This is a genomic window from Chryseobacterium lathyri, from assembly GCF_003290185.1.
Classification (GTDB): domain Bacteria; phylum Bacteroidota; class Bacteroidia; order Flavobacteriales; family Weeksellaceae; genus Chryseobacterium; species Chryseobacterium lathyri.
The window spans coordinates 192,635-218,941 of record NZ_QNFY01000007.1 but is presented as its reverse complement, the minus strand read 5'-3'; the positions used below and the strand labels follow the sequence as shown (position 1 = coordinate 218,941).

At 36.9% G+C, this 26,307-nt stretch carries 24 protein-coding genes; 18 read left to right on the top strand and 6 right to left on the bottom strand.

What is annotated here, in order from left to right; translation table 11 throughout:
- Window positions 1–279: 279 nt before the first annotated feature.
- From DRF61_RS11955 to DRF61_RS11945, 3 genes are all read right to left on the bottom strand, one after another.
- On the bottom strand, window positions 280–2,478 hold the full coding sequence (locus tag DRF61_RS11955; RefSeq protein WP_111957275.1) for a M1 family metallopeptidase: 2,199 nt from the start codon (window positions 2,476–2,478) through the stop codon (window positions 280–282).
- Window positions 2,479–2,563: 85 nt separating this feature from the next.
- Window positions 2,564–3,445 (bottom strand): SDR family oxidoreductase, encoded by an 882-nt coding sequence (locus DRF61_RS11950; RefSeq protein ID WP_111957273.1) that lies wholly within the window; start codon window positions 3,443–3,445, stop codon window positions 2,564–2,566.
- A gap of 173 nt (window positions 3,446–3,618) precedes the next feature.
- Complete coding sequence (locus DRF61_RS11945) at window positions 3,619–4,026, bottom strand: DUF1573 domain-containing protein (RefSeq protein ID WP_111957271.1); 408 nt, start codon at window positions 4,024–4,026, stop codon at window positions 3,619–3,621.
- A 170-nt stretch (window positions 4,027–4,196) separates the two neighbouring features.
- Here DRF61_RS11945 and DRF61_RS11940 point away from each other — a divergent pair, with 170 nt between their 5' ends.
- The 5 genes from DRF61_RS11940 (at window position 4,197) to DRF61_RS11920 (ending at window position 10,665) form a co-directional block, all read left to right on the top strand.
- Complete coding sequence (locus DRF61_RS11940) at window positions 4,197–5,474, top strand: sensor histidine kinase (protein WP_111957269.1); 1,278 nt, start codon at window positions 4,197–4,199, stop codon at window positions 5,472–5,474.
- Window positions 5,461–6,141 carry a response regulator transcription factor gene (locus DRF61_RS11935; protein WP_111957267.1) on the top strand — a complete coding sequence of 227 codons (681 nt, stop codon included), beginning with the start codon at window positions 5,461–5,463 and terminating at the stop codon, window positions 6,139–6,141. Before DRF61_RS11940 ends, DRF61_RS11935 begins: the two co-directional genes overlap by 14 nt.
- Window positions 6,142–6,321: 180 nt before the next feature.
- Entirely contained in the window at window positions 6,322–8,619 is a 2,298-nt protein-coding gene (locus DRF61_RS11930; protein ID WP_111957265.1) for a GH92 family glycosyl hydrolase, read from the top strand.
- Between the two features lie 131 nt (window positions 8,620–8,750).
- Window positions 8,751–9,752 (top strand): aldo/keto reductase, encoded by a 1,002-nt coding sequence (locus tag DRF61_RS11925; protein WP_111957263.1) that lies wholly within the window; start codon window positions 8,751–8,753, stop codon window positions 9,750–9,752.
- Between the two features lie 16 nt (window positions 9,753–9,768).
- The gene (locus DRF61_RS11920) at window positions 9,769–10,665 is read left to right on the top strand and encodes a helix-turn-helix domain-containing protein (protein WP_111957261.1); all 897 of its coding nucleotides are present in this window, start codon (window positions 9,769–9,771) and stop codon (window positions 10,663–10,665) included.
- A gap of 228 nt (window positions 10,666–10,893) precedes the next feature.
- Here the strand turns inward: DRF61_RS11920 and DRF61_RS11915 are convergent, their stop codons facing one another.
- The gene (locus DRF61_RS11915; protein WP_111957260.1) at window positions 10,894–12,231 is read right to left on the bottom strand and encodes a dihydroorotase; all 1,338 of its coding nucleotides are present in this window, start codon (window positions 12,229–12,231) and stop codon (window positions 10,894–10,896) included.
- Window positions 12,232–12,443: 212 nt separating this feature from the next.
- Between DRF61_RS11915 and DRF61_RS11910 the strand changes: the two genes are divergently transcribed.
- The 8 genes from DRF61_RS11910 (at window position 12,444) to ribA (ending at window position 19,490) form a co-directional block, all read left to right on the top strand.
- Window positions 12,444–13,865: a lipopolysaccharide biosynthesis protein gene (locus DRF61_RS11910; RefSeq protein WP_111957259.1), complete on the top strand. Its 1,422-nt coding sequence runs from the start codon at window positions 12,444–12,446 to the stop codon at window positions 13,863–13,865.
- 154 nt (window positions 13,866–14,019) lie between these two features.
- The gene (locus DRF61_RS11905) at window positions 14,020–15,036 is read left to right on the top strand and encodes a sugar phosphate nucleotidyltransferase (protein WP_111957258.1); all 1,017 of its coding nucleotides are present in this window, start codon (window positions 14,020–14,022) and stop codon (window positions 15,034–15,036) included.
- A 109-nt stretch (window positions 15,037–15,145) separates the two neighbouring features.
- Complete coding sequence (gene lolB1 / locus DRF61_RS11900) at window positions 15,146–15,988, top strand: lipoprotein insertase outer membrane protein LolB1 (RefSeq protein WP_111957257.1); 843 nt, start codon at window positions 15,146–15,148, stop codon at window positions 15,986–15,988.
- Window positions 15,985–17,547 (top strand): peptidoglycan DD-metalloendopeptidase family protein, encoded by a 1,563-nt coding sequence (locus DRF61_RS11895; RefSeq protein WP_111957256.1) that lies wholly within the window; start codon window positions 15,985–15,987, stop codon window positions 17,545–17,547. The genes lolB1 and DRF61_RS11895 overlap by 4 nt, the downstream gene beginning before the upstream one ends.
- Window positions 17,548–17,578: 31 nt before the next feature.
- Entirely contained in the window at window positions 17,579–17,791 is a 213-nt protein-coding gene (locus tag DRF61_RS11890) for a twin-arginine translocase TatA/TatE family subunit (RefSeq protein WP_111957255.1), read from the top strand.
- 15 nt (window positions 17,792–17,806) lie between these two features.
- Complete coding sequence (locus tag DRF61_RS11885; protein ID WP_111957254.1) at window positions 17,807–18,421, top strand: DUF4254 domain-containing protein; 615 nt, start codon at window positions 17,807–17,809, stop codon at window positions 18,419–18,421.
- Complete coding sequence (locus DRF61_RS11880) at window positions 18,418–18,876, top strand: hypothetical protein (RefSeq protein ID WP_111957253.1); 459 nt, start codon at window positions 18,418–18,420, stop codon at window positions 18,874–18,876. The genes DRF61_RS11885 and DRF61_RS11880 overlap by 4 nt, the downstream gene beginning before the upstream one ends.
- Before the next feature lie 17 nt (window positions 18,877–18,893).
- Complete coding sequence (gene ribA / locus DRF61_RS11875; RefSeq protein WP_111957252.1) at window positions 18,894–19,490, top strand: GTP cyclohydrolase II; 597 nt, start codon at window positions 18,894–18,896, stop codon at window positions 19,488–19,490.
- A 340-nt stretch (window positions 19,491–19,830) separates the two neighbouring features.
- Here ribA and DRF61_RS11870 read toward each other — a convergent pair whose 3' ends face one another.
- A complete protein-coding gene (locus DRF61_RS11870; protein ID WP_111957250.1) occupies window positions 19,831–20,385 on the bottom strand; it encodes a hypothetical protein in 555 nt (184 codons plus the stop codon).
- A 115-nt stretch (window positions 20,386–20,500) separates the two neighbouring features.
- On the opposite strand from DRF61_RS11870, the gene DRF61_RS11865 reads away from it, so the two are divergent.
- From DRF61_RS11865 to DRF61_RS11845, 5 genes are read left to right on the top strand one after another with little or no spacing between them, the layout of a single operon-like run.
- Window positions 20,501–22,228, top strand: coding sequence for a glycoside hydrolase family 3 protein (locus DRF61_RS11865; RefSeq protein ID WP_111957248.1), 1,728 nt, complete (start codon window positions 20,501–20,503; stop codon window positions 22,226–22,228).
- A gap of 4 nt (window positions 22,229–22,232) precedes the next feature.
- Entirely contained in the window at window positions 22,233–23,381 is a 1,149-nt protein-coding gene (gene bshA / locus DRF61_RS11860; protein ID WP_111957246.1) for an N-acetyl-alpha-D-glucosaminyl L-malate synthase BshA, read from the top strand.
- Between the two features lie 25 nt (window positions 23,382–23,406).
- A complete protein-coding gene (locus tag DRF61_RS11855) occupies window positions 23,407–24,678 on the top strand; it encodes a DUF2851 family protein (protein ID WP_111957244.1) in 1,272 nt (423 codons plus the stop codon).
- The gene (locus DRF61_RS11850; RefSeq protein ID WP_034702977.1) at window positions 24,671–24,892 is read left to right on the top strand and encodes a PspC family transcriptional regulator; all 222 of its coding nucleotides are present in this window, start codon (window positions 24,671–24,673) and stop codon (window positions 24,890–24,892) included. Before DRF61_RS11855 ends, DRF61_RS11850 begins: the two co-directional genes overlap by 8 nt.
- A 2-nt stretch (window positions 24,893–24,894) precedes the next feature.
- Window positions 24,895–25,407, top strand: coding sequence for a GNAT family N-acetyltransferase (locus DRF61_RS11845; protein WP_111957242.1), 513 nt, complete (start codon window positions 24,895–24,897; stop codon window positions 25,405–25,407).
- 117 nt (window positions 25,408–25,524) lie between these two features.
- Here the strand turns inward: DRF61_RS11845 and DRF61_RS11840 are convergent, their stop codons facing one another.
- Window positions 25,525–26,259 carry an SIMPL domain-containing protein gene (locus DRF61_RS11840; protein WP_111957240.1) on the bottom strand — a complete coding sequence of 245 codons (735 nt, stop codon included), beginning with the start codon at window positions 26,257–26,259 and terminating at the stop codon, window positions 25,525–25,527.
- Window positions 26,260–26,307 lie beyond the last annotated feature (48 nt).

Sequence of the window (26,307 nt, the reverse complement as noted above, 5' to 3'; positions counted from 1 at the left end):
TTTAAATTAGAATCACAAAAATAGAATATCCTGATTAGAGATAATAAAAGTTGGGGATATATTATTGTTAATTTTTGGAGGGAAGCCGGAAAAAGTAATTAAAGGCTGTTTTATACCTATTTAAATTTAATCATTCTTATCAATGAACCTAATTCTCGAACGAAGAACCAATAGAGCTTCCATCTTCAGACTTCCCTCTTCCTTCCAGCTCTTTTCCAAACAAAAAAACCGAAACTTCAGATTTATGAAGTTTCGGTTTTTATAAGATCAATATACCATTTATTCTTTGGTAAATTTATATTCTCTTCCGGCCTGTTTAAAAACAAGTCCTTTTTTATCTTTGCTAAATACCAGCGTTATTCCGGCTTCATCAAAAGTAAACTGGTTGTTTCCTGCATATTCGAGAGGGAATTCCGGCTGGTTTCCTGCTTTGGCATACAGCTGGCCGTTTTTATCTGTAAAGACCAGCTTGATAGGATCACTTGTAGTCCCATATGTTCCTGCAAACTCTTTCGTATTGATTTTTTCAACTGGTTTAGTCTGTGCTGTAGGCCAGATATTATTTTTCATATTAACATCGGGAACTATAGAATCCGGATCAAGCATTACTTCACTAATTTCTTTATTTGAATTGATGTTGAACAGCCATTCTGTATTGCGCTTCCAAACCTCAACAGGAATTTTTACGACCTGTTTGGTACCGTCTTTAAATTTCACCTGAACTGTTGTAGGCATCGGAAGCTGACCAAGATTTTCAACAGTGATCTGGGCACCGTTTTTAAAATCTCCGTTAATGTATTGTACATCTTTTACAGACTGATCGATCTTCCATTTATTGATAAACCATCCTCTCCAGAACCAGTTCAGTTCTTCTCCGGAAACATTTTCCATGGTGTGGAAGAAATCCCAGGGCGTAGGATGCTTGAAAGCCCACCGGTTAATATAGGTTTTGAATGCTTTATCAAATTTTTCAGGACCTAAAATTGTCTCTCTTAAAATCTGCAGCCCCATCCCCGGCTTGAAGTAAGCCAAAACTCCTATGCTCCTTTCCTTCATATTATCCGGACCTACCATAACGGGTTCAATATTATCGCCCATCATAAAGGCTCCACTTCTGGCAATATCTTTCTTCCTGTAGTATTCTCCGTTGTTAAAAGCTTTTGTAGATAAATCATTGATAAAGGTATTGAATCCCTCATCCATCCATGCAAACAGTCTTTCATTGGAACCTACAATCATCGGGAACCAGTTGTGCCCGAATTCGTGATCCGTAACTCCCCAAAGGTCTTCACCTGCGGAATCCATATGACAGAATACAATTCCGGGATACTCCATTCCGCCTTCATTTCCTGCCACATTGGTTGCTGCCGGATAGGTATATTCATACCATTTCTGGGAATAATGTTCAATAGCTGCTTTTGTATATTCCGTAGATCTCCCCCACGCTTTTTCCCCTGCACTTTCTGCAGGATAAGCTGATATGGCAACAGATTTTTTACCACTCGGAAGGTTTATTTTTGCAGCATCCAGAATAAATGCCGGTGACGAAGCCCATGCAAAATCGCGGGTCTGGTCAATTTTAAATTTCCATGTTTTTGTCCCTGAAGCCTGATTTTTCCCGATTTCGGATTCCGGACGGATCATAACTGTTTTATCACTGTTCCTCGCCTGCTCCCAACGGTTATTTTCTTCTTTGCTGTATACTTCTTTATAGTTCAGAAGCTCTCCGGATGCCACTACATAATGATTGGCAGGAACTGTAATGTTGGCGGAAATATGACCATATTCCAGATAAAATTCTGACGCTCCAATATAAGGAAGAGTATTCCAGCCCATTACATCATCGTACACACACATCCTTGGATACCATTGAGCGACCGTAAATATTTTACCGTTTTTAGTATTTTGAACTCCCATTCTGTCTGACCCGTATTCCGGGGAAGTAAAGGAATATTCAATTTTTATTTTAGCAATACCGCCTTTAGCTTTCAGTTCTTTAGGAAGATCGATCTGCATTCTGGTATCGGTAATCGTGTATTTTACATCTTTACCATCAAGCTTTACAGATTTAATTTTATAGCCTCCATCCAGTTCTTCACCGTGGGCCCCGTTTCTGCTTCCTGATGGCGGAACAACTGCATTACCGCGGGAATCTTTTGAGAATAAATTCTGGTCAAGCTGCAGCCATAAGAAACCTAACTGGTCGGGACTATTGTTGGTATAGGTAATTTCAGCCGTCCCGATAATTTCATTTTTTACATCGTTAAGACTTACATTCAGATCATAATCTGCCGAGTTCTGCCAGTAAGCATGCCCCGGCTGTCCGCTTGCAGAACGGGTTTCTGTACCGGTTTGGGGATAAAAGAAAGGCTTGAATGCTTCTACATAACTGTATTTCGGACTCTCCTGTGCTAAAGCAGATCCTGAGAACAAGAAGACTGCCGCTGCTGCGATAAGGCTTGGAAGTTTATAATTCATTGGAATAAGTTATACTATTTCTGTGATAAGTTATAAAAAAACCCGGAATCGTTACAAATCCGGGCCATTTTTATAAAAATTTTAATTAGTTTGTTTTTTTTGCTTTAATCATCGCTTCCAGTGCATCCCACATTTCTTTTGGAATATCCTCAAGCATATTAAATTCTCCAGCTCCCTGAAGCCATTCTCCACCATCTATGGTCACCACTTCCCCATTCATATAAGCAGAATAATCTGAAGCCAGATAAGCAGCCAGGTTAGCCAGCTCCTGATGCTCTCCTACTCTTCTTAAAGGAACTTTTTTTCTCATATCGAATTTTTCCTGAAGATCTCCAGGAAGAAGTCTGTCCCATGCTCCCTTAGTTGGAAAAGGTCCCGGCGCAATTGCGTTGAAGCGGATCCCGTATTTCGCCCACTCTACCGCTAAAGATCTGGTCATTGCCAGAACTCCTGCTTTGGCACATGCTGAAGGAACCACGTAAGCAGATCCAGTCCATGCATAGGTTGTTACAATATTTAAAACAGTTCCCGGACTTTTGGAATCGATCCAATGCTTTCCGATAGAAAGAGTACAGTTCTTCGTTCCTTTTAAAACAATATCCAAAATAGAATCAAAAGCTGAATGTGTTAATCTTTCCGTCGGAGAAATGAAGTTTCCGGCTGCATTGTTCAACAGAATATCAATTCTTCCGAATTCTTTCAACGCAGCTTCTTTCATAGCTTCCACCTCATCCCAGTTTCTCACGTCACAAGCAACACACAGGACTTTTCCGCCAGTCTCCTCTTCCAGTTCTTTTGCCGTTCCCTGTAATTTTTCCAGATTACGGGAAGTGATCACCACTTTTGCTCCCAGTTCCAGAAAATATTTGGTCATTGCTTTTCCAAGGCCGCTTCCGCCTCCGGTTACAATCGCTACTTTATCCTGTAATGCGCCTTCGCGCAACATTGGCTGTGTATATAAATTCATATGATCTTATTTTTTCCTAAAAATACTAAATATTGAATGGATGCCATTGAAAATAATGGGATAAATAATAATGTTATAAATAGTTATTATACTGCTATGTTCAAAATCATAAAAAAATAACCATGTAAAGAATTACATGGTTATTTCTATAATGACTGGCTGTAAAATTTTTATTATGAAACTACTCCTTTGAAAGAAAGTGTTTTCGGAGCTTTGCTATCGCTTGTGGTAACACTCACTGTTTTCATAAATGCCCCTTTGCTCGCTGCATTATAACTTGCTTCTACAAATCCTTTTTTTCCAGGAAGAATGGGTGTTTTAGTATAATCTGCTGTTGTGCATCCGCATGAAGGAGCTACATTTTCAATAACTATAGGCTTTGAAGAGGTATTGGTAAATTCAAATCTGATCAGCTTAGGTTTTCCCTGAGGAATAGTTCCTACGTCTATAGATTCTGATTTCCATTTAATAGCATCTGCAATAGTCTTTACTATAGAAGTGCTTTCAACAGGAAATACATTGGCATAAAATGGGGAGAATGCCAAAACTGCTAAAAGGGCTGTAATTTTTAATTTTTTCATGAGTATAAATTTTAAGAGTTATAAAATTAAAATAATCTGTTATTATCTTTTGATATAGCAAATGTAAAGCGGATTGACCATACAACTTGTTAATTGCTATCAAACATTTGTTAACGAGTTGTTAATGATAAAAAATTAATAGATATTTTTGGATAATATTGCTCCAGGAAATGGAAATTAAAAAACTCAATATTATTATAACGCTCGGGTTCTTTGCTATCATCGGAATTATGACGGCACAGCTTTTATGGACCCGGCAGGCTTATAATCTTGAAGATAAAAAATTTAACCAGAAGGTTAATATCGCTCTACTGGAAGTTGTGGAAAAACTATCCGGAGGAAAAACTTCTTTTACCGAAAATCCTGTACAGAACATTTCTAATGATTATTATGTAGTTAATATTAATAATGAATTTCATCCTGCAGTTCTCGAGCATTATCTGAGAACAGAATTTACCCGTTTCCAAATCAATACAGATTATGTGTATGCCCTGTACAATTGCCACAGCGACAAAATGATTTACGGAAAATATATGTCGAAAAACCAGGAAGCCCCTAGTGATAAGGTTATTAATTTTCCAAAACATAAAAACCTGATCTATTATTTTTCAATCCGTTTTCCTGACAAAACAACCTATCTGATCAGTTCATTGCGGTTTTGGTACTTGCTTACACTGGCACTTTTCATCATCCTTCTTGTTTATGTTTATTCTATATACACGATTATTCAGCAAAAAAAATTCTCAGAACTGCAGAGGGATTTCATCAATAATATGACCCATGAATTCAAAACCCCTTTATCTTCAATACTCTTAGCATCAGAAGCCTTGAATAAGCATAATATGATACAGGAAAATCCCAAACTGGAAGCCTACACTTCTATCATTATCAATCAAAGCTACAAACTCAATAATCACATTGAAAAAATATTAAATATTGCAAAAAATGATGCTTCAGGACTGTCATTAAAGCCTCAGAAAATAGTACTGCTCCCATTTATCCGGGAAATTGCTGATACCCTACAGCAAAAGAATGAAAACCTCACACTTCATATAGAAATTGAAGATAACCCTTCAATTATTGCAGACGAATTTCACTTTACAAATATCATTTATAACATTTTGGATAACTCTGTTAAATATTGTGATACAAAGCCCGATATTACCATTTCATCGAATAAAGATTCAAAAGGTTTATATTTAAAGTTTAAAGATAACGGAATGGGGATTCCTGCTAAAAATATCCCTCATATTTTTGATAAGTTTTACAGGGTCAGCACAAAAAAAAGTGATGAGGTCAACGGTTTTGGGCTAGGCCTATTTTATGTAAAAAAAATTGTCCAGCAGCATCAATGGAAAATTTCTGTTGAGAATAATCCGGACAAGGGAATTACCGTCACTCTGTTTTTTCCGTTTAATTTTAATAATGTAAGTAATGGAAAAATCTAAAATTTTATATGCAGAAGATGATAAAACTATAGCCTTCCTCATCCAGGACAGCCTGGAAAGCTATTATGACATAGATCATTATCCGGATGGAAAATCCGCTCTTGAAGCCTTCAACAGCCAAAATTTTGACATCTGCCTGCTGGATATTATGATGCCTGAGCTCAACGGATTTGAGCTGGCACAGCACATTCGTACTAACAACTCTGAAATTCCTATTATTTTTATTTCTGCAAAAGCCTTGAAAGAAGATAGAATCAAAGGACTCAAGATAGGCGCTGATGATTATCTGGTAAAACCGTTCAGTATAGAAGAATTAATTTTAAAGATTGAAGTTTTCCTGAAACGCAGCAGAAAAGCTGATATCTCTCCGCTAAAACACAAGGTGGGAAAATATTATTTTGACCCTAAGAATTACACTCTGCAGGATACAGGAAATACCATTACCCTTACACAAAGAGAATCTGATCTGCTCTTATATTTTATCCTTCACAAAAATACAGTTGTTAAAAGACAGGACATACTGAAAGCAATCTGGGGAGATGATGACTATTTTATGGGTCGGAGTCTGGATGTATTTATTTCCAGATTACGAAAGGTATTTGCTGACGAACACAATATAATCATTGAAAATCTACATGGAATTGGTTTCCGGTTTTCTGAAAAATAAATTAAATATACATTTGTCTTACCTATGTAAACCAAGTGCCTTTATTTATCTTTAATTAAGCAGATTGCTTTCCAAAAATATTGGTCTATCCTTATTGATAATTAAACGCAAAGCAATACAAAGATTTGTAAATTATTCTTTGATTTTGATTACTTTTATCATTCGAAAATTTACTTATTCATGAAAAATTCGGGAACTTCTGTTTTTCTATTATTTTTATTATTTAGTTTAAATTTTAAAGCTCAACAATTCGAAAAGCTCTATCAATATATAAATCCATTAATAGGAACCGAAAAAATGGGTCATACCTACCCCGGAGCTACCGTTCCTTTCGGAGCCGTACAGCTGAGTCCGGAAACTGATACGATTTCGTATGAGCTCAATGGAAAGTACAACGGCGAGGTTTATAAATACTGCGCGGGATACCGTTATGAAGACAAAACCATTGTAGGTTTCAGTTCTACCCATTTCAGCGGAACCGGACATTCTGACCTCGGAGATTTTCTAATCATGCCAACCGTTGGGAAACTGCAGCTAAACCCTGGAACAGCCTCCAATCCTGAAAATGGCTACCGAAGTAGATTCTCCCATCAAAACGAAAAAGCTGAAGCCGGATATTACAAAGTAAAGCTGGATGATCATAATATTCTTGCAGAACTGACCGCCTCCACAAGAACCGGAGTTCACCGGTATACCTTCCCAAAATCTGATCAGGCGCATATCATTTTAGACCTTACCGCAGGAATTTATAATTATGAAGGCAAAAATGTATGGACCTACGTACGTGTAGAAAATAACGGCACGGTGACGGGATACCGCCAGACCAATGGCTGGGCAAGAACCAGAACGGTTTATTTCGCGATGAAATTTTCAAAGCCTTTTAAATCATACGGGCAGAAAAACTTTGACGGGCCACAGGTGTACAAAGGCTTCTGGAGAAAATTCGATCAGAATAAAAACTTTCCTGAGATTGCCGGCAAAAACCTGAAAATGTATTTTGATTTCGATACTCAAGAGAACGAAGCTGTCGAAGTAAAGCTGGCCATTTCTCCCGTAAGCCAGACCAATGCATTAGAAAACCTTGAAAAAGAAACCGGAAACCTGTCATTTGATCAGGTAAAGGCAAAAGCCCAGGAAAACTGGAATAAAGAACTTAATAAAATTGTCATCAAAGGTTCCGAAACAGAAAAAATGAACTTTTATACGGCAATGTATCACACTTTTATCAGCCCTACCACTTACATGGATATCAATGGGGAATATAAAGGTTTAGATCAGAATATCCATAAGGCAGAAGGCTTTACCAACTACACCACTTTCTCCATCTGGGATACGTATCGCGCTCTTCATCCCTTCTTTAATATCATCCAGCCTAAACGGAATAATGATATGGTAAAATCGATGATGGCTCATTATGATCAGTTCTCCATGAAAATGCTTCCGATATGGTCCCATTATGCCAACGACAACTGGTGTATGAGTGGCTATCACAGTGTAAGTGTAGCAGCCGATGCAGTGATCAAAGGAAATTATAACGGCGATCCCAAAGATGTATTGAAAGCATGCATTGCAACAGCTAATAAAAGAGATTATGAAGGCATCGGATATTATATAGATATGGGGTATATTCCGGCTGAAAAAAACGGAACTTCAGTTTCCAATACCCTGGAATATGCTTATGATGACTGGGCGATTGCCCAACTCGCAAAACATGTAGGCGAAACAGGAATTTATAATCAATTCATCAAACGTTCTGAAAACTGGAAAAATAATTTCGATCCTAAAGCAGGTTTCATGCGTCCCCGGTTAGCAGACGGCAGCTTCAAAAAAGATTTTAATGCGCTGAGTACTCACGGGCAGGGTTTCATTGAAGGGAATTCCTGGAATTACAGCTTTTTTGTTCCTCAAAATCCGGATGAATTAATGAAAATGATGGGCGGGAAGAAAAAATTCGCTTCAAAATTAGATGAGCTGTTCACAATGCATCTTCCCGACGAATTTTTTGCAGACACGGAAGATATTACAAGAGAAGGAATTATCGGCGGTTATGTTCACGGAAACGAGCCGGCTCATCACGTTGCCTATTTTTACAACTGGGCAGGACAGCCCTGGAAAACCCAGGCTCAGATCCGCCGTATTCTAGAAATGCAATACAAAGCTACACCGGATGGACTTGGTGGAAATGATGATGCAGGACAGATGAGTGCATGGTATATTTTAAGCTCGCTCGGATTTTACCCTGTAGCACCCGGTTCTGAAGATTATGCGATTGGAAGTCCGGCTGTAGACCATGCAGTTCTGAATTTGGAAAACGATAAAACGTTTGAAATTGAAGCCGTTAATCAGAGTTCGAAAAACGTGTATGTTGAAAAAATTCTGCTCAATGGCAAAGAAATAAAAAACTTCACACTGAAACATTCTGAAATTATGAATGGTGGAAAGTTGAGTTTTTATATGAGTGCTAAGGCTGGAAAATAATCCTTGCAAAATTTTGAACCTTTAAGGATTAATAAAAGTGTAATCCGTAATTTGCATACGATAATCATCATTTTGCATACATCGGCCTGCTAATTTCTGCTGAATTTTGTCATGTTAAAAATCAACAGAATATGAACAAAATAAAATTAGGAAATCAAGGGCTACACGTTCCGAATATCGGTTTGGGATGTATGGGCATGACAGGTTTTGAAGATGCCAATATGTATGGTAAGGCCGATGAAAAGGAAGCAATTGCAACCATTCACCGTTCTTTGGAATTAGGTGGAAATTTTCTGGACACGGCTGATTTGTATGGCCCGTTTAAAAATGAACAGCTTATTGCAAAAGCCATTGGAACAGATCGTAACAAATACATCATTGCCACAAAATTTGGATGGGAAATCGATGATAATGATAAGGTGACCTGGGCGATCAACGGAAGCAAAAATTATGTAAAAAAAGCAGTCGAGCGCTCACTTAAAAATCTTAAAACAGATTATATAGATCTTTATTACATGCACCGTTTGGATAAAAATACTCCGATCGAGGAAACGGTGGGGGCAATGAGCGATCTTGTGAAAGAAGGAAAAGTTGGCTATATCGGTTTGTCGGAAGTATCTTCAGAAACGGTAAAAAAAGCGCATGCAGTTCATCCGATTACTGCTGTACAGAGTGAATTTTCTTTATTTGAAAGAACAGTAGAAGAAAAAGGTGTAATCAAAACTTTAAATGAATTGGCCATCGGTTTTGTGGCATATTCGCCTTTGGGACGAGGTTTTTTATCCGGACAGATCCGTTCTGTTGATGATTTACCTGAAAATGATTTCCGTAGAGGAATTCCCCGTTTTCAGGAGCAACATTTTCATAAAAATCTTGAATTGGTGGAAGCCATTGAAAACCTTGCGAAAGAAAAGAATATTACATCAACACAATTGGCATTGGCATGGATCATCAGCAAAGGGATTGTACCGATTCCGGGAACTAAGCGCAGAAAATATCTTGAGCAAAATATTGAAGCCGGTACAATTGTTTTAAATGAAGCCGAACTTCAAAAAATAGAAAACATCGTACCTTTAGGAACAGATACAGGTGCTCCTTATGACGAATTCAGTATGGGACTTTTAGATTATTAAACTATAATTTACACTGATGAATACAATTTCTTCGATTTCAGCATTTCACCGGTTACTTTCGTTGCCTGAACCAAAGCATCCTTTAGTAAGTGTTATCAATTTATCCGAAAGTATTTTTTTGGAAGATGAAGTCTGGAAGGGTTTTGTTAACAGATTTTATTGTGTGGCTTTAAAAAGAGAAGTGAAAGGAAAAATAAGATACGGACAGCAGCATTATGATTATGACAAGGGAGTCTTAAGCTTTACAGCGCCCAATCAAGTCCATTATTTAGATTTGCAGAATATGGAATGTGGTTCTGGATACTTATTAATTTTCCATGAAGATTTTTTACTGAAACATCCTTTGGCAAATACAATTTCAGGTTTCGGCTTTTTCTCTTATGCTGTGAATGAAGCCTTACATTTATCTGAAGATGAAGAAAATAATTTGATCGAAATTTTACAGAAAATCGATGAAGAATGTCAGTATATCGACAGACATACACAGGAAATTATTTTATCTCAAATTGAGCTGCTTCTCAGCTATTCCAACCGTTTTTACGAGCGACAGTTTATCACCCGGAAAAACAATAATCATCAGTTATTGGTAAAATTTGAGCGTTTTCTGAATAATTATTTTGATGATGAACAATCAGCAGAAAAGGGACTTTTAACTGTACATCAGATTGCAGAATCGATGAATCTTTCTCCCAATTATCTGAGTGATTTTCTGAGAATTCATACCGGACAGAATACACAGCAGCATATTCATGAAAAGCTGATTAATAAAGCAAAAGAAAAGCTTTCAAACACCGATCTTTCTGTAAGTGAGATTGCTTATATTTTAGGTTTTGAACATTCTCAATCTTTTAGTACACTTTTTAAAAAGAAAACCAAGATGTCGCCTTTGGAATTCAGACAATCTTTTAATTAAATTTAATTTCAAGGAATAACCTCTCACAGATAAACGAATTCAGCAGATGATTGCATTAAGAAATCTACTTTATCTGCAAAATCTGCGAGAGAAAAAAACATAAAAAGACTGCTGGTTTGCAGTCTTTTTATGAATAAGTTTTGGCTAAAGCCACTTTGACTTTTCAAATTAAAAAAACGGGCTAAAGCCCGTTCCTATTTATAATTATTGTGAAAATTTTATTTCAATTTATTCCTGAACTTCAAAAAGCAATCGCTCCCCGAACTTTTCTTCCGTGATCTTTCCATAATCATAGGCAAGATGCCCATTAACAAAAGTCTGCGTCACTTTAGAGTGTAAATTCATTCCTTCCAGCGGGCTCCAACCACATTTGTAAAGAAGATTGTCTTTAGCTACAGTCCAGTCCGCATTTAAATCAACCAAAACAAGATCTGCTTTATATCCTTCTCTTACAAAACCTCTTTTCTCGATTCTGAAAAGTATTGCCGGATTGTGGCACATCTTTTCAACAATCTTTTCCAAAGAAATTTTTCCGGAGTGATAATTTTCCAGCATTACCGGTAACGAATGCTGTACCAAAGGTGCACCGGAAGGACATTTTGTATATACATTCTGTTTTTCTTCCCAGGTATGAGGGGCGTGATCCGTGGCAATGACATCTATTCTGTCATCCAGCAATGCTTCCCAAAGTCCGTCTTTATCTTTTTGAGTTTTTACTGCCGGGTTCCATTTAATTAATCCCCCTTTTGTTTCATAATCTTCATTGGTAAATGTAAGGTGATGGACACACACCTCAGCCGTAATTTTTTTATCTTTTAAAGGAATATCATTTCTGAACAGCTCCATCTCTTTTGCTGTTGAAAGATGGAATACGTGAAGTCTTGCTCCTGTTTTTTCCGCCAATTCAATTGCTTTGGAAGAAGATTTATAACACGCTTCCTCACTTCTGATCAGGTGATGGAATTTTACAGGAATATCCTCTCCATATTCGTCAATATATTTCTGGGTATTGGCTTTGATTGTCGCTTCATCTTCACAGTGAACAGCAATCAGCATTTTTGTGCTTCCAAAGATATTCTCCAGTGTTTCAGGATTGTCTACGAGCATATTCCCCGTAGAAGAACCTAAAAATAATTTAATCCCCGGAACATTTCTCGGATTTGTTTTTAAAACTTCCTCCAGGTTATCATTTGTTCCGCCCATCATAAAACCGTAGTTAGCGTATGCTTTTTGAGCCCCGATTTCATACTTATCTGCCAATAATTTCTGAGTAACAGCATTAGGAACTGTATTGGGCTGGTCTATAAAACTTGTAACTCCTCCGGCAATGGCAGCTCTGGATTCAGTTTCAATATCTCCTTTGTGCGTCAGTCCCGGATCCCTGAAATGAACCTGATCGTCTATTACGCCTGGCAGAAGATATTTTCCGGAACCGTCAATGATCTGATCTGCTTCCTCAGAAATATTGGGGTTTATTTTAGAAATCAGGTCATTTTCTATTAAGATATCGCTTTCGAAGATCTTACCTTCGTTCACAATCTTTACATTCTTGATTAGGGTCTTCATTTTTAGTTTAGAAATTAGATGTTAGAAGTTAGGGATGTCAGAAAATTTTTAAGTCAGAAAATTATAAGTGATTGGTAAACTGCAATCACTAATTTCTAACTTCTAATATCTAACATCTACAAAAAACAAAATTAAGGTTTATGAATGAATTTTAATGTCGCTGATTATAAATCAATTTCTAAATATTTACATTTGCATAAAAATTTCACACATTGAAAAAACTTCTCAACGAGACAATTATATATGGAATTGGGGCCATTATGCCGAGGATAATTGTAGTATTGCTTAATTATTTGTTCATTAAAAATATCAACAACAGCGATTTTGCAATATTTACCAATCTTTACGCATTAATTTCATTTGTAAACATTGTTCTTTCCTTTGGCTTTGAAACTGCCTATTTCAGATTCTCATCTGATAAGGATAATGAGCAGAAAGTTTTCAACACATCATTTTGGTTTTTGACAGGACTATCAACTGTTTTTTTAATCCTCGTTTTACTGTTTAATCAACCAATTGCCAATGTTTTCGGATATGAAAAAACGCCTGAATTTATCAAATGGTTTGCATGGATTGCTTTCTTTGATAACCTTCTCGTTATTCCTCTGGCGTGGTTCAGGTTTCATAATAAACCCATAAAATATACTGCTATCCGAGTGATACAAGCTGTTTTCCAGAGTATTTTCGCAATTGCGTTATTCCTTTATATTCCGCAGGAATTTTCATTTAAATTAGGTTTAAAAGAAAAAGTTGCCTACCCCTTCTTCAGTAATTTAGCTGCAAGTGGTTTAGGATTTTTACTTGTATTACCCATTATTTTAAAGGTGAAGTTTCAGTTTTCAAGAGATCTATTCCTGCAAATGATTAAGTATTCCTGGCCGGTAATGATAGCAGGGTTAGCCTTCATGGTGAATGAAAACTTTGATAAGTTTATTCAGAAATTTATCATTAATGATGCTGAAGCGGGAGCTTATGGAGGCTGCTATAAAATGGCTGTTCTTATGACTCTTTTTGTTACGGCCTACAGAATGGGAATTGAGCCTTTCTTCTTTAAACAAATGCAGAATGAAAATGCTAAACTCACGTATGCAAAAGTCACTGAATACTTTTCGTTTTTTGCGTCCGTAGTTGCTTTAGGAATTATTGCCAATGTTTCATGGATAAAACTTTTATTAGTTCCCAATAGCAGTTATTGGATTGCTATCAATATCATTCCCATCATTGTAATTGCCAATTTATTCTTCGGAATTTATTATAATCTTTCTACTTGGTATAAAGTAACGGACAGAACAAGAGTTGGAACTTATATTTCCTGGACCGGTGCAGTTATTACTATTGCTTTAAATTTTTTATTTCTAAAAAAATATGGTTTCATGGTATCTGCCTGGGTAACTCTGGCCGCTTATTTTATCATGATGGTTCTTTCCTATTTTTTAGGTCAAAAATACTACCCTATTCCTTACAGAATGAAAAAAATATCATTTTTCATTATCCTGTTAGCGGTTTTCAGTTATATAATTGTGGAATTATTCGATTACAATTTCTGGATCGGAAACCTTTTATTCCTTATTTATGCAGGTATCCTGATATATTCAGAAAAAGATCTGCTGTTATCAAGAATCAGGAAAAACTAATTTATGGCCTCTAATTTGATACTATTGAGTTCTTTAAAAAAATTAAACAGAAGATTAATAAAGATGATAATTATTACGATCAGCAATGATTTTAATGATTATCTTTAGCCTAATCAAAATAACAAAATAATAAATAAACATTGTCATATCATTTATGAAAATAATTGTTCCTATGGCTGGACGTGGTTCCAGATTACGTCCACATACACTGACAGTTCCAAAACCTCTTATCCCGATTGCTGGGAAACCCATCGTACAAAGACTGGTAGAAGATATTGCTAAGGTGGCAGGTGAAAAAATTGAAGAAGTAGCATTTATCATCGGGGATTTCGGGCCGGAGATTGAAAAATCTCTTCTTCAGATAGCCGAAAAACTGGGAGCAAAAGGCAGTATATATTACCAGAATGACCCACTTGGAACAGCACATGCTATTAAATGTGCAGAGGACTCTATGCAGGGAGATGTGGTAATTGCTTTTGCAGATACTCTTTTCCGTGCAGATTTCCAGCTGGATAAAAATTCGGATGGGGTGATCTGGGTAAAAAGCGTAGAAGATCCTTCAGCTTTCGGAGTGGTAAAATTAGATAATTACGGTTTTATTACCGACTTTGTTGAAAAACCTCAAACTTTCGTTTCAGATCTTGCTATTATCGGTATTTATTACTTCAACAGTGCTGAAAAACTGATGAACGAGATCAATTATATTATGGATAATAATATAAAAAACGGTGGCGAATACCAGTTGACAACAGCATTGGAAAACCTTAGAGCAAAAGGAGCAAAATTCACTTTAGGAAAAGTGAATGACTGGATGGACTGCGGAAACAAAAATGCTACCGTAGAAACCAACAGCAAAATCCTTGAGTATGAAAGAGAAGCAATGCTTAACCATCCTGCATCAGCAGTTATTGAGAATTCATTAATCATTCAGCCTTGTTTTATCGGTGAAAACGTACAAATTTCCAATTCAAAGATTGGCCCTGGCGTTTCACTGGGAAATAATACGATCATCGTCAATTCCAATATTGAAAATTCTCTGATCCAGGAAAACACAAGAATCAACCACGGGAATCTTTCCAACTCAATGATTGGAAATTCTGCGCAGTACTTTGGAGTTTCCAGAGAGATCTCTTTGGGTGACTACTCAGTTTTAGATTTTTTATCTAAATAAGATCAGAAATAATTAATATAAAATAAGATACATCCAAACCACATAACATCTGTTGTGTGGTTTGGCGTTAATATTGCAGCGTATTTTTTTTAATCGAAAGACAAAATACATGAAAAACTGGATCCCGATACTTCTCCTGTTGCTTACCCTATCATCCTGTAAAACAAGAAATGCAGCTAAAAACAATGGCAGCAATCAGGATAGTACCGTCATAGCAGAAGACAACAGAAATCCCAAAGATGCCAATGAGCCGGTGAGAGACAAACTTACTTTCTATGAGCATGTCCTTCTTCCGCCGAAATTTGATCAGATCAAAATCAACAGTAAAGTAAATGTGGAAACCGGAAACTTTATCCCAACCCTTGATGCTGTCATTTATATTGAAAATGATAAAAAAGTATGGATGAATCTTCAGGCATTTTTATTTACCGTAGCAAGAGGTATCGCTACGCCTGAAGGGATCAAAGGGCAAGACAAAACCAGCAAGACTTACATCGATTCAGATTTTGATTATTTAAATAATTTGCTGAATGTAAATTTCATCGATTACAAATCGCTGGAAAAAATACTGATGGGAAGAACCTTTGTAAAGATCAGTGATTCCCAATTTACCCTTACCAAAAATATGCAGGGCTTTAAAATGGTTTCCAATACCAATCAGAAAATTGTCACGGACCAAAAAACCAGAGAGTACAAAATTGAGCTTCAGTATGATACCAATTATGATCTGCTGAGTGTGAATTTAAAGGATGTTTTATCTCCTGATGAATTGGAAATCTCTTATAGCAACTGGGATGAATACAATGGAATCCGCCTTCCAAAAAATGTTAAAATAATTATAAAAGGTTCAAAATCTAGCCAAATTTTACTGGAAAACACGAAATTTGACTTTTCGAGGATGGAAACAGCTTATTCTGTACCATCCAGTTATAAGAAAATTGAGATTAAATGATTAAAAAATTTAGCTTTTTAATAGGTATTCTACTGTTCGGCCTGCATCAGGGACAGCAGAACAAGGAACAGCTTCAGAAACAGAATGCCGATCTTAAAAAACAAATTGTACAGATAAATACAGACCTGGCAAAAACCAGAACTGAATCTAAACTTTCAGTCGCCTATCTTAATAATGTCAATAAAAAACTAACTTTAAGAGAGAAGGTATATACCAACACTCAGAAAGAAAAAAGATTTATTGAAGATGAGATCTATCTGCGTCAGCTGGAAATCAACCGTCAAAATAAAGAACTGGCAGTTCTCAGAAAAAATTATGCTGAAGTTCTTGTCAATGCATACAAAAACAAAGGGGTACAGAACAAAGTAACCTTTATTCTTTCATCCAAAAACTTGGGTGAAGCTATCAGAAGAGTTCAGTACCTGAAACAGTACGCGGACTATCAGGATAAAAAAGCTGCAGAAATAAGCAATGCAGCCGCACAGATTAAAAAATCAATCGCACAGAAGCAGAATTCTGCAAGAGAGAAAGAAAATCTTCTGGCCAACCAGCAGAAAGATCTGGCAACCATTAATGCAGAAAGAGCACAGAAAGAACAATTGCTGGCAGATTTCAAGAAAAACGAAGCCAAGCTTACCGTGGAACTTAAGCAGAAGCAGGTTCAGTCTAAGGCATTAGAAGGGCAGATCAGAGCTATCATCGCAGAAGAAATCAGAATAGCAAAAGCGGAAGAAGAAGCCAGAAGAAAAGCGGAAGCTGAAAAAATTCGTATGGCTAAAATAATTGCGGAAAGAGAAAAAGCCAGAATTGAAGCAGAGGCAAAAGCCAGAGCTGAAGCTCTTGAAAGAGAAAGAAAACTGGCAGAAATTGAAGCCAAAAAAGCCGCAGATCTAGCCGCTAAAAGAGCTGAAGAAGAGAAAAAACGTAATGAAGAGGCTGCAAGAGCAGAAGCCAGTGCAAAAGATGAAGCCAGAAGAGTGGCCGCGAAAAAAGCATCTGATGAAGCTAACGCAAGAGCAAAAGAAGCCACAGATAAACTTGTTGCCGCAAGAGCTGCAGAAGCCGCACTGAACAAGAAAAAAGAAGAAGAGAAAAAGGCCGCTGAAACTAAAGCAATGACCAGCTATGGAGTGACTACAACTCCGGGAAGCAGTTTTGCAGACAGCAGAGGAAGACTTGGATATCCTGCAGACAGAGCGGGACAGGTTACCCACCGATTCGGAAGACAGCCACACCCGGTTTTCAAAAATATTGTTGAGGAAAATACAGGGATTAAAATATCAGTTCCATCCGGCACCCGTGCAAAATCTGTATATCCGGGATCAGTCTCTTCAGTATTGGCAAATAGTGACGGAACCAAAACTGTAATGGTAAAACACGGAAACTATTTTACGATCTACTCCAACTTGGGAAGCGTAAGTGTATCCAAAGGACAGCAGGTTTCTTCCGGCACTCCTGTAGGTACGGTAGCTCAGGATTTCGACGGTTCTTATACCCTTGACTTCCAGGTATGGAACGGAAATACGCCAGTTGATCCATTAGGTTGGATTTCATATTAAAAAAAGCGTAACTTTGCAAAAATCTTAAGAGATGAACACACTAACAATACTTGCCTTATCTTGGCAGCACATCCTTATCGTAGCTATACTTTTGGTATTGCTGTTTGGAGGAAAGAAAATTCCGGAATTAATGAGAGGAGTTGGTTCAGGAATCAAAGAATTTAAAGATGCGGTGAAGGAAGAAGACAAACCAGGTTCTGAAAACAAAACCTCTTCTACCAACAATAATACTCCCAGCAACTAAAATTCTTCAGCAATAATGAATTTTACTGAGACTGCATGGAAAGTCTTCAATCAATCTATTGAAGATTATCACGTGTCCGATGACGTTAACACTCTAATTAATAACCCTTTCGAAAAAGACAGTTTGGAACGGATTTTGTATGCAAAGAACTGGATTGATACCGTTCAATGGCATTTGGAAGATATTATTAGAGATGAAAATATTGATCCTGCTGAAGCTCTTCAACTGAAGAGAACAATAGATGCATCCAACCAGAAAAGAACAGATCTGGTAGAATTTATCGACAGCTGGTTCCTTACAAAGTTTGAAAATATAACTCCCAAACCTGATGCAAAAATCAATACAGAAACACCCGCTTGGGCTGTAGACAGATTATCAATTCTTGCATTAAAGGTTTATCATATGTCATTAGAGGCCAATAGGGAATCCGCTTCTGAAGAGCACCGTGCCAACTGCCAGGCTAAACTGGATGTACTGCTTACTCAGAAAGAAGACCTGTCAACTTCTATTAATCAGTTGCTTACTGATATTGAATGCGGTAATGTTAAGATGAAAGTATACAAACAAATGAAAATGTATAACGATGATAGTCTTAACCCGATCCTTTATCAAAAGGGGCAACAGAAATGAGAAAACTATTTTTTTTTGGAGTACTACTATTAATCATAACTTCCTGCGCAACGGAGAAGCTTAATCTTTCCCCGTTGTCAAATAATTTTTATAGCGAAACTAAGGGTTCTGATTCCGACAGAGGGGCAAAAAAAGGCTTTGATATTAATATCAAAGAAAATGTAAACGCTTCTGAAATTTCAAATCTGATTTCTACTTTTCCAAAGTTTAAGAATAACAGTTTGAATGATGAAGTCACAAGCTTGAAATACAGCCTTCAGAATTATTTATATGCCATTGATGCCAACAATTCGCCGGGAAAAAGCAGAGCCATTAAAAGCTTCGAAAAATCATACAAGAAAATTCAGAAACTTAGACAGCAGCTTGGCAAAGATGATGATGAAGTTCTTAACAGATATCTAGTCCGTCTAAAAACCAATATTTCTGTAATCGAAGATTCTTTAAAAGGAAATTAAAAAACGAACCATTATTAATGATTAAAATTCAGGCAGAAGCCAATGTTCCTACGGAGCACGGCTCTTTCCGAATGATCGCTTTCTCCGAAAACGAAAACGACTGGATGCCACATATGGCCATCGTAGCAGAAAATACAGATTTTTCAAAACCGGTGAACGTACGTTTCCATTCCGAATGCATTACCGGAGAAGTTTTCCATTCAAAAAAATGTGAATGCGGACAGCAACTGGATGCCGCAATGAAATATACCCATGACCACGGAGGGATTATTGTTTATCTCCGTCAGGAAGGAAGAAATATCGGGATCATCAACAAACTCAAAGCATATTCATTGCAGGAAAAAGGTCTTGATACAGTACAGGCTAATCTGCAACTGGGACTTCCCGCTGATGACAGAAACTTTGGAGTAGCTATTGAAATCCTTAACCTTTTAGAGGTAAAAGATATTAACCTTCTCACCAACAACCCAGAAAAGGTAAAATATGTGGTAAACAGCAATATTAACCTCAATTCCAGGATTCCTCTACAGATTCCTGCCAATGAGATGAGTAAGGGCTATTTAAAAACAAAAAAAGATTTCTTTGGCCATCTTCTGGATGACAATGATAACTAATAAAAAACAAAGCTTCAGAAAATTCTGAAGCTTTGTTCATAACAAATTCCTTTGGTTAAGAAAATTAATAATACAACTGATAGATGAAGAGTTCGGGAAAGTATCCTTGTCAAGGTTTTAAACCTTGACAAGGATACTTTCCCGAACTCAAGGTAGTTTAAATAATACAACTATTCTATATTATGTTTTCTCTTCAACAATTTCATACTTCAGGCTTACTTCTTAACAACATTAAAAAAATAACTTTACCCTGAACTCGGGTTAAAATACAACAAAAGCTCCGGAATTTCTCCCGGAGCTTTTTTAATAATTATAAAAAACTGAAAAGATATTTCTTAAATTAATTCACTTTGATAGTTTGCACTTTAGTGTCATCAAGATTGTAATACTTAACTACTGCGTTGTAATCACTGTAATCTACAGCCGCTTGTTTATTTTTTGCACCACCAACACCTGTCGCGCTAGCAGGAACAAGTACAATTCTAAAAGTCTGATTATTTAAATAGGTAGCAATCTCGCCAGATGTAAGATCTGTTGGCAGATTAAAATTCTCGTCATCAATTCTAATCTCTACATTTTGAGCATTAAAAACAAAATTGTAATCAAATACTCTATTTGTCGGCTTACCAGCTACATCTGGTATGTAAACAGATTTTGGAATTTGCTGCCAAACATTGCCAGAAACCAATCTATAGACTAAAACCACATCTGTACTTGGAATATTAAGTCCTTGAGAAATAGTGTAGTTACCACTACTTGAAAAAGAACCTGTAATATCTTTCATTTGTGAAATTGTATCATAATCAACAGCCTGTACAACATCATCATCATTGTCGCAGCTATAAGCAGTAAAACCTACAGCACCCAGGAATAAAAAGAGAAGTATTTTTTTCATTTTTAGAAAAGTTTAGTTATTATTTATAAAGCGTATTCAAATCATATACCAAAAATTGCAAAAACTTTGTTTTCATCATTTTTTTAATTGTATTTTTGTTCTTATTCAAAAGATCATGAAGAAATTGTTATATACTTCCCTATTTATTTTTTCATTAATAAGCTTTACAGCCCAAGCTCAGTACCAGCCCAAAAACATTTCCGAAGAAGACCTGAAAAAAGCTCATCACTGGGTGAATAAAACCTACAGATCACTTTCTCAGGATGAAAAGTTGGGGCAGCTGTTTATTGTAGCTCTTTATACGAATAAAGGTGAAGACTATATTAACCAGATCAGAAATATTGTGGTTAATGATAAGATCGGAGGATTAATCTTAATGCAGGACGACGCTGCCAGAGAAATCAACCTGGTTAATGAATTCCAGCAGAAATCAAAAATTCCGATGATGATCGGGATGGATGCAGAATGGGGCTTGTTCCAAAGAATTGTCACAGCACATAAATTTCCATGGGCGATGACCCTAGGAGCAATACAGGATAAGAACCTTATTTACCAGATGTCCGCCAAGATAGCAGAAGATTGCCACAGAATGGGGATCAACTGGGATTTCGCACCGGTTGTTGATGTAAATACCAATCCGGATAATCCTATTATCGGAAACAGAAGTTTCGGTTCAGAAGTAGATAATGTGATCAGTTCTGCATTATCTTATTCTAACGGTCTTCAGGATAATACGATTCTTGCCGCCATCAAACATTTCCCGGGACATGGTGATACCAGTACAGATTCTCACTTGGATCTGCCTGTAGTTTCGCATAGCTTAGAAAGATTAAATACTGTTGAATTGGCTCCTTTTAAAGCTTTAATGGACAAAGGAATCGGTGGTGTGATGGTAGCTCACTTATATGTGCCGAGCCTTGAATCCGGCAAAGGAATTCCTGCTTCTGTTTCTAAAAATATTATTACAGGCGTATTAAAAGATAAGCTGGGCTACAAGGGTTTAATCATTACCGATGCGCTGAACATGGGTGCTGTAGCTAATAAATATAAGCCGGGGCAACTGGATGCACTTGCTTTTAAAGCTGGAAATGACATCATGCTTTTCTCTCAGGGAGTTTCGGAAGGAAAAAAATTAATTCAGAAAGCTATTGAAAAAGGTGAAATTCCACAATCAAGAGTGGAAGAAAGTGTCAAGAAAATTTTACTTACAAAATATTTTTTGGGGCTTAACCAATACACTCCGAAAAATCCCGCAAATATCAACAACGACCTGAACAATGATTCTCACAAAACATTGGTACAAAATCTTTATGCCAATGCACTGACTTTATTAAAAGATGATCAAAAACTGCTTCCTGTTACTGGAAAACAAATTTATTATGTTCCGCTGGAAGAAGCACCTTATCAGACTTTCGCTAATCAGCTGGGATCAACTGTCATAATCAAAAAAGCAAATGAGATTAATACAATTCCTGCAGGTTCTACCGTAATCGTAGGATTTCACAAGGATAATTCAACAGCGTATAAACCTTATAAAATTTCGGCAGAATCTAAGACAGTTCTTGCTGATCTCACCAAAAATCAAAAAGTTATTTTAAGTGTTTTCGGAAGCGCTTATGCTTTAAAAGACATTGATATTACAAAAGTATCTACCGTTCTTGTCGCCTATGAAAATAATGATGACTCTATGACGGCCGCAGCCAATGCTCTGAACGGAAAAACAAAAATATGGGGCAGGCTGCCTGTTCTGGTCAATGATCAGCTGAAAGCAGGCATGGGGATCGATAGTGTTCCAGCTTCAGCTTCAAATACCACAGTTTTTACAACATCAAAACAACAATAATCTAATGAAAATAGGCATACTTTGCTATCCAACATACGGGGGAAGCGGAATCGTAGCAACAGAACTGGGAATGTCCCTGGCCAATAAGGGCTATGAAGTCCATTTTATAAGTTCTGCGCTCCCTGCAAGACTAGACATTACTAACCCGAACATTTTCTTTCACAGAGTGAATGTACAGACCTATCCGCTTTTCCAGTATCAGCCTTATGATATTGCGCTAAGTTCGATGATCTATCGTGTAGTGAACCTTTATAAGCTTGACCTGTTACACGCTCATTATGCCATTCCATATGCCTACGCTGCATTTACTGCCAAGCAGATGCTGAAGGAGGATAATAATGATATTCCATTGGTAACTACGCTGCACGGAACAGATATTACTCTTGTGGGACAGCATCCAAGCTATAAACATGCCGTAGAATTTTCCATCAACCAGTCAGACGCTATTACTTCGGTTTCTGAAAGCCTGAAAAAGGACACCCTGCAGTTTTTCAACATCAAGAAAGAAATACAGGTGATTACCAATTTTATTGATAATTCTGAATTTGATGACTGCACAGAATGCCAGAGAACCCAGTTTGCCAATCCGGACGAAAAAATTCTGATCCATGTTTCCAATCTTCGTCCTGTAAAGCGTGTAGAGGAAGTATTGCAGATATTTAAGAGCGTTGAGAAAAAAGTAAAATCAAAACTGATCATCATCGGTGAAGGACCGGATATGGAAAAAGTGAATCAGTTTTTAGAAGAAAATCCTGAGCTTATTTCAAAAATCCGCTTATTAGGAAAAGTGAATGATCTGTATAAGATTCTGCAGCTGTCTGATGTATTTTTACTTCCTTCCGAGCAGGAAAGTTTCGGTCTGGCAGCTCTTGAGGCAATGGCAGCTTACACCCCTGTAATCAGCTCCAATGCGGGCGGAATTCCTGAAGTAAATATACAGGGTGAAACAGGATTTTTGGCTGAAATTGGAAATGTAGAGGCTATGAGCAATTACACCATCAAGCTGCTAAGCAATGATGAGCTTTTAACCAAAATGAAAAAAAATGCGAAAGATCAGGCTATAAAATTCGATTTGAAAAACATTCTTCCTATATATGAAGAAATGTACAGAACGACTATAGAAAATTTCAAAAAAGAGCCGGCGAAAGTATAATATTTCTGTTATATTTATCGTCACTATGACGGAAAAACTGCTTCAATATCTTTGGAACTATAAGGTTTTCAAACATTTCGACTTCAAGGATATTGAAGGGCATTCCGTTGAGATCATCAGCTTTGGAAAGTGGAACACGAATGCGGGTCCGGATTTCCTCGATGCAAAAATTAAAACAAAAGATCTGGTTATTGCCGGAAATATCGAATTGCACCTTCGAGCCTCCGACTGGGTCTTCCATAACCATTCTCAAGACCCCAATTACCAAAATATTATCCTCCACGTTGTTTACCAGAATGATGCTGAGATCGATGACCTTATCTCTAAAAATGTTCCCACACTGGAACTGAAAGACCATATTGACCAGGACATTCTCTGGAAATACGAAAAAATGATCAATGGGACTCAGTTTATTCCCTGCGAAAATATTTTTGATCCCAATAAAATTCCTCTTAGTTTTCATGAAACCAATGTTCTTAAAAAGCTGGATGAAAAGTCTCAGGAACTGGAAAAAAGCTTAGAAAAGTATAAGAACAATTTTGAAGCGGTACTTTTTCACAGTCTCGCCTATTCTTTCGGATTAAAAGTAAATGCCCATATGTTCAGACAGATTGCTGAGTCCATAGATTTCAGTATTGTTAACAAAATCCGCCAGAATGAATCACAGCTGGAAGCCTTATTATTTGGTATTTCAGGATGGCTAGAGCATCCAAAAGACGAAAAAATGCTAATGTGGAAAAGGGAATTTGAATTCATCAGAAAAAAGTTTAGCATGCCGGATCTGACATTACATCCTAAGTTTTTAAGGCTCCGTCCGCCGAACTTCCCCACGATCCGTCTCTCCCAGCTGGCAGATCTTTACTATAGGCATCAGAATCTGTTTTCAAAGATCATTAAAGCTGATAACATAGATAAACTTTACGAAGTCTTTGAACCGGTAAAAGCTTCGGAATATTGGGATTTTCATTTTAATTTTGGGACCCTTTCAAAATTCCAGCCAAAAACATTGAGCAGGGATTTCATTGAACTGGTGATCTTAAATACAGTGCTTCCTTTAAAATATACTTATCATAAATACCATAATGATGAAACAACGGATGAGATACTGGAGCTGTACAGAAACTTGACCGCTGAAAAAAATTCTGTAACCTCCGGATGGAGAAACCTTGGACTGAAGGTTAAAAATGCACTGGAAAGCCAGAGCCTTATTTTTCATCATAAAACCTCGTGTGAAGAAAAAAATTGCTTAAATTGCGGTATTGGATTTAAACTTTTAAAAGAATCTTCAAATGTTTGATAATATCCGCCACAAAATGGAACGAGAATGGTTTGGTGTTCTTACGAGAATGGGAGCTAAACTGGGGATTCCTGTATCCAAATTAAGGATCTTCTTCATCTATTCTACTTTTGCAACTGCCGGATTTTTCTTTCTGATCTATCTCGGGCTCGCATTTACGCTTTGGATCAAAGATATTTTTATTACAAGAAGACCTAGTGTTTTTGATTTATAATTATGGAATTTTTACCGATTACTTCTGCCGAAGACTATAGAGTCCAGGACATTTATACATCTTACTCCAGCACTTTTCCTACGGATGAGCAAAGGGACTGGAAACAATTTACCGCCTTATTTTCAAATCCTCATGTAAAAGTAATTTCTGTACTTCATGAATCCCAGGCTATTGGCTATCTTATTATCTGGGAGCTGAGTTCTTATGTTTTTGTAGAACATTTCGAAGTTTTCGAGGCATTCAGAAGTCAGAAATTGGGATCACATATTACAGGGTATCTGTTTAAAAATTATCCGAGGATTATTTTAGAAATAGAACCTGATCATTTGGGGGACGATGCGAAAAGACGCTATTCTTTTTATCAGAAAAACGGATTTACCCTGATCGATGAAATGTATGTACAGCCGAGTTATGGTGAAGGGAAAAAGTCTCTTGATCTTTGGCTGCTGGCCAATTATACACCCGAAGATCTGAAACGTGTAAAAGATGAAATTTATGATGTTGTGTATCATTAAAATATAAAAACCGCCGGAGAATTTCCGGCGGTTTATTTTTTTAACCACCCCGTCAGATCTTCGATCTGCCACCCCTCCGGAGGAGGGGAATAGATAGACGGTTATTTACAGAGGTTTTTAGTTGACTTCATATTCCAGTTTTATGGTAATATTGGCTTCTTTTTCTTTGGAAGAAGTGTTGAATGTTCCACCGTAGGAATAATCTTCATTGGAGTTGGGCTCGGTAATCTGAATAACACCCATTGTGGCCTTTTTAAGATTTCCCAGGCTGCTCCCTGAATTTTCTGCAATTTTCTCAGCTCTTTCTTTAGCATCTTTAGTTGCGCTGGCGATCATTTCCTGTTTTACTGTTGCCAGTTTGGTATAAAAATAAGATGGTGCTGAGGACGTAAATTCTATACCCCGATTGATGATCTCTGTAATATTTCTGGACAGATTCTCAATTTTTACAACTTCTTTACTTTCAATAGATACTTTTTGGGTAAGATTATAGCCAGAGAATTCACCCTGAACATAATTCCCATTAGAATCATTATAACTTCTGAACTGTTTTTGAATATCTACAGAAGAAAACACGATTTCGTTTTGTTTAATGCCCTTTGAAACGAGATAATCATTAATCACCTTCCTGTCTATGGCCAGCTCATCATAAGCCGCTTTTAAATCGGAATTATTTTTGGAAAAACTTCCGGACCATGTGATCAGATCGGAAGTAAACTGTTTGGTGCCCAATCCTGTTACGGAAATGGTATTTTCAGATTTATTTCTGTTTTTAATAGCATTCCCTAAAAAGCCAAGCCCAAGGACAAATCCCAGTGCTCCGACTGCTACCGCAATAATATTTTTATTCATAGAAATTGTGATTGATTAATTTAAGTAAGAGTACATCAATTTCTATTC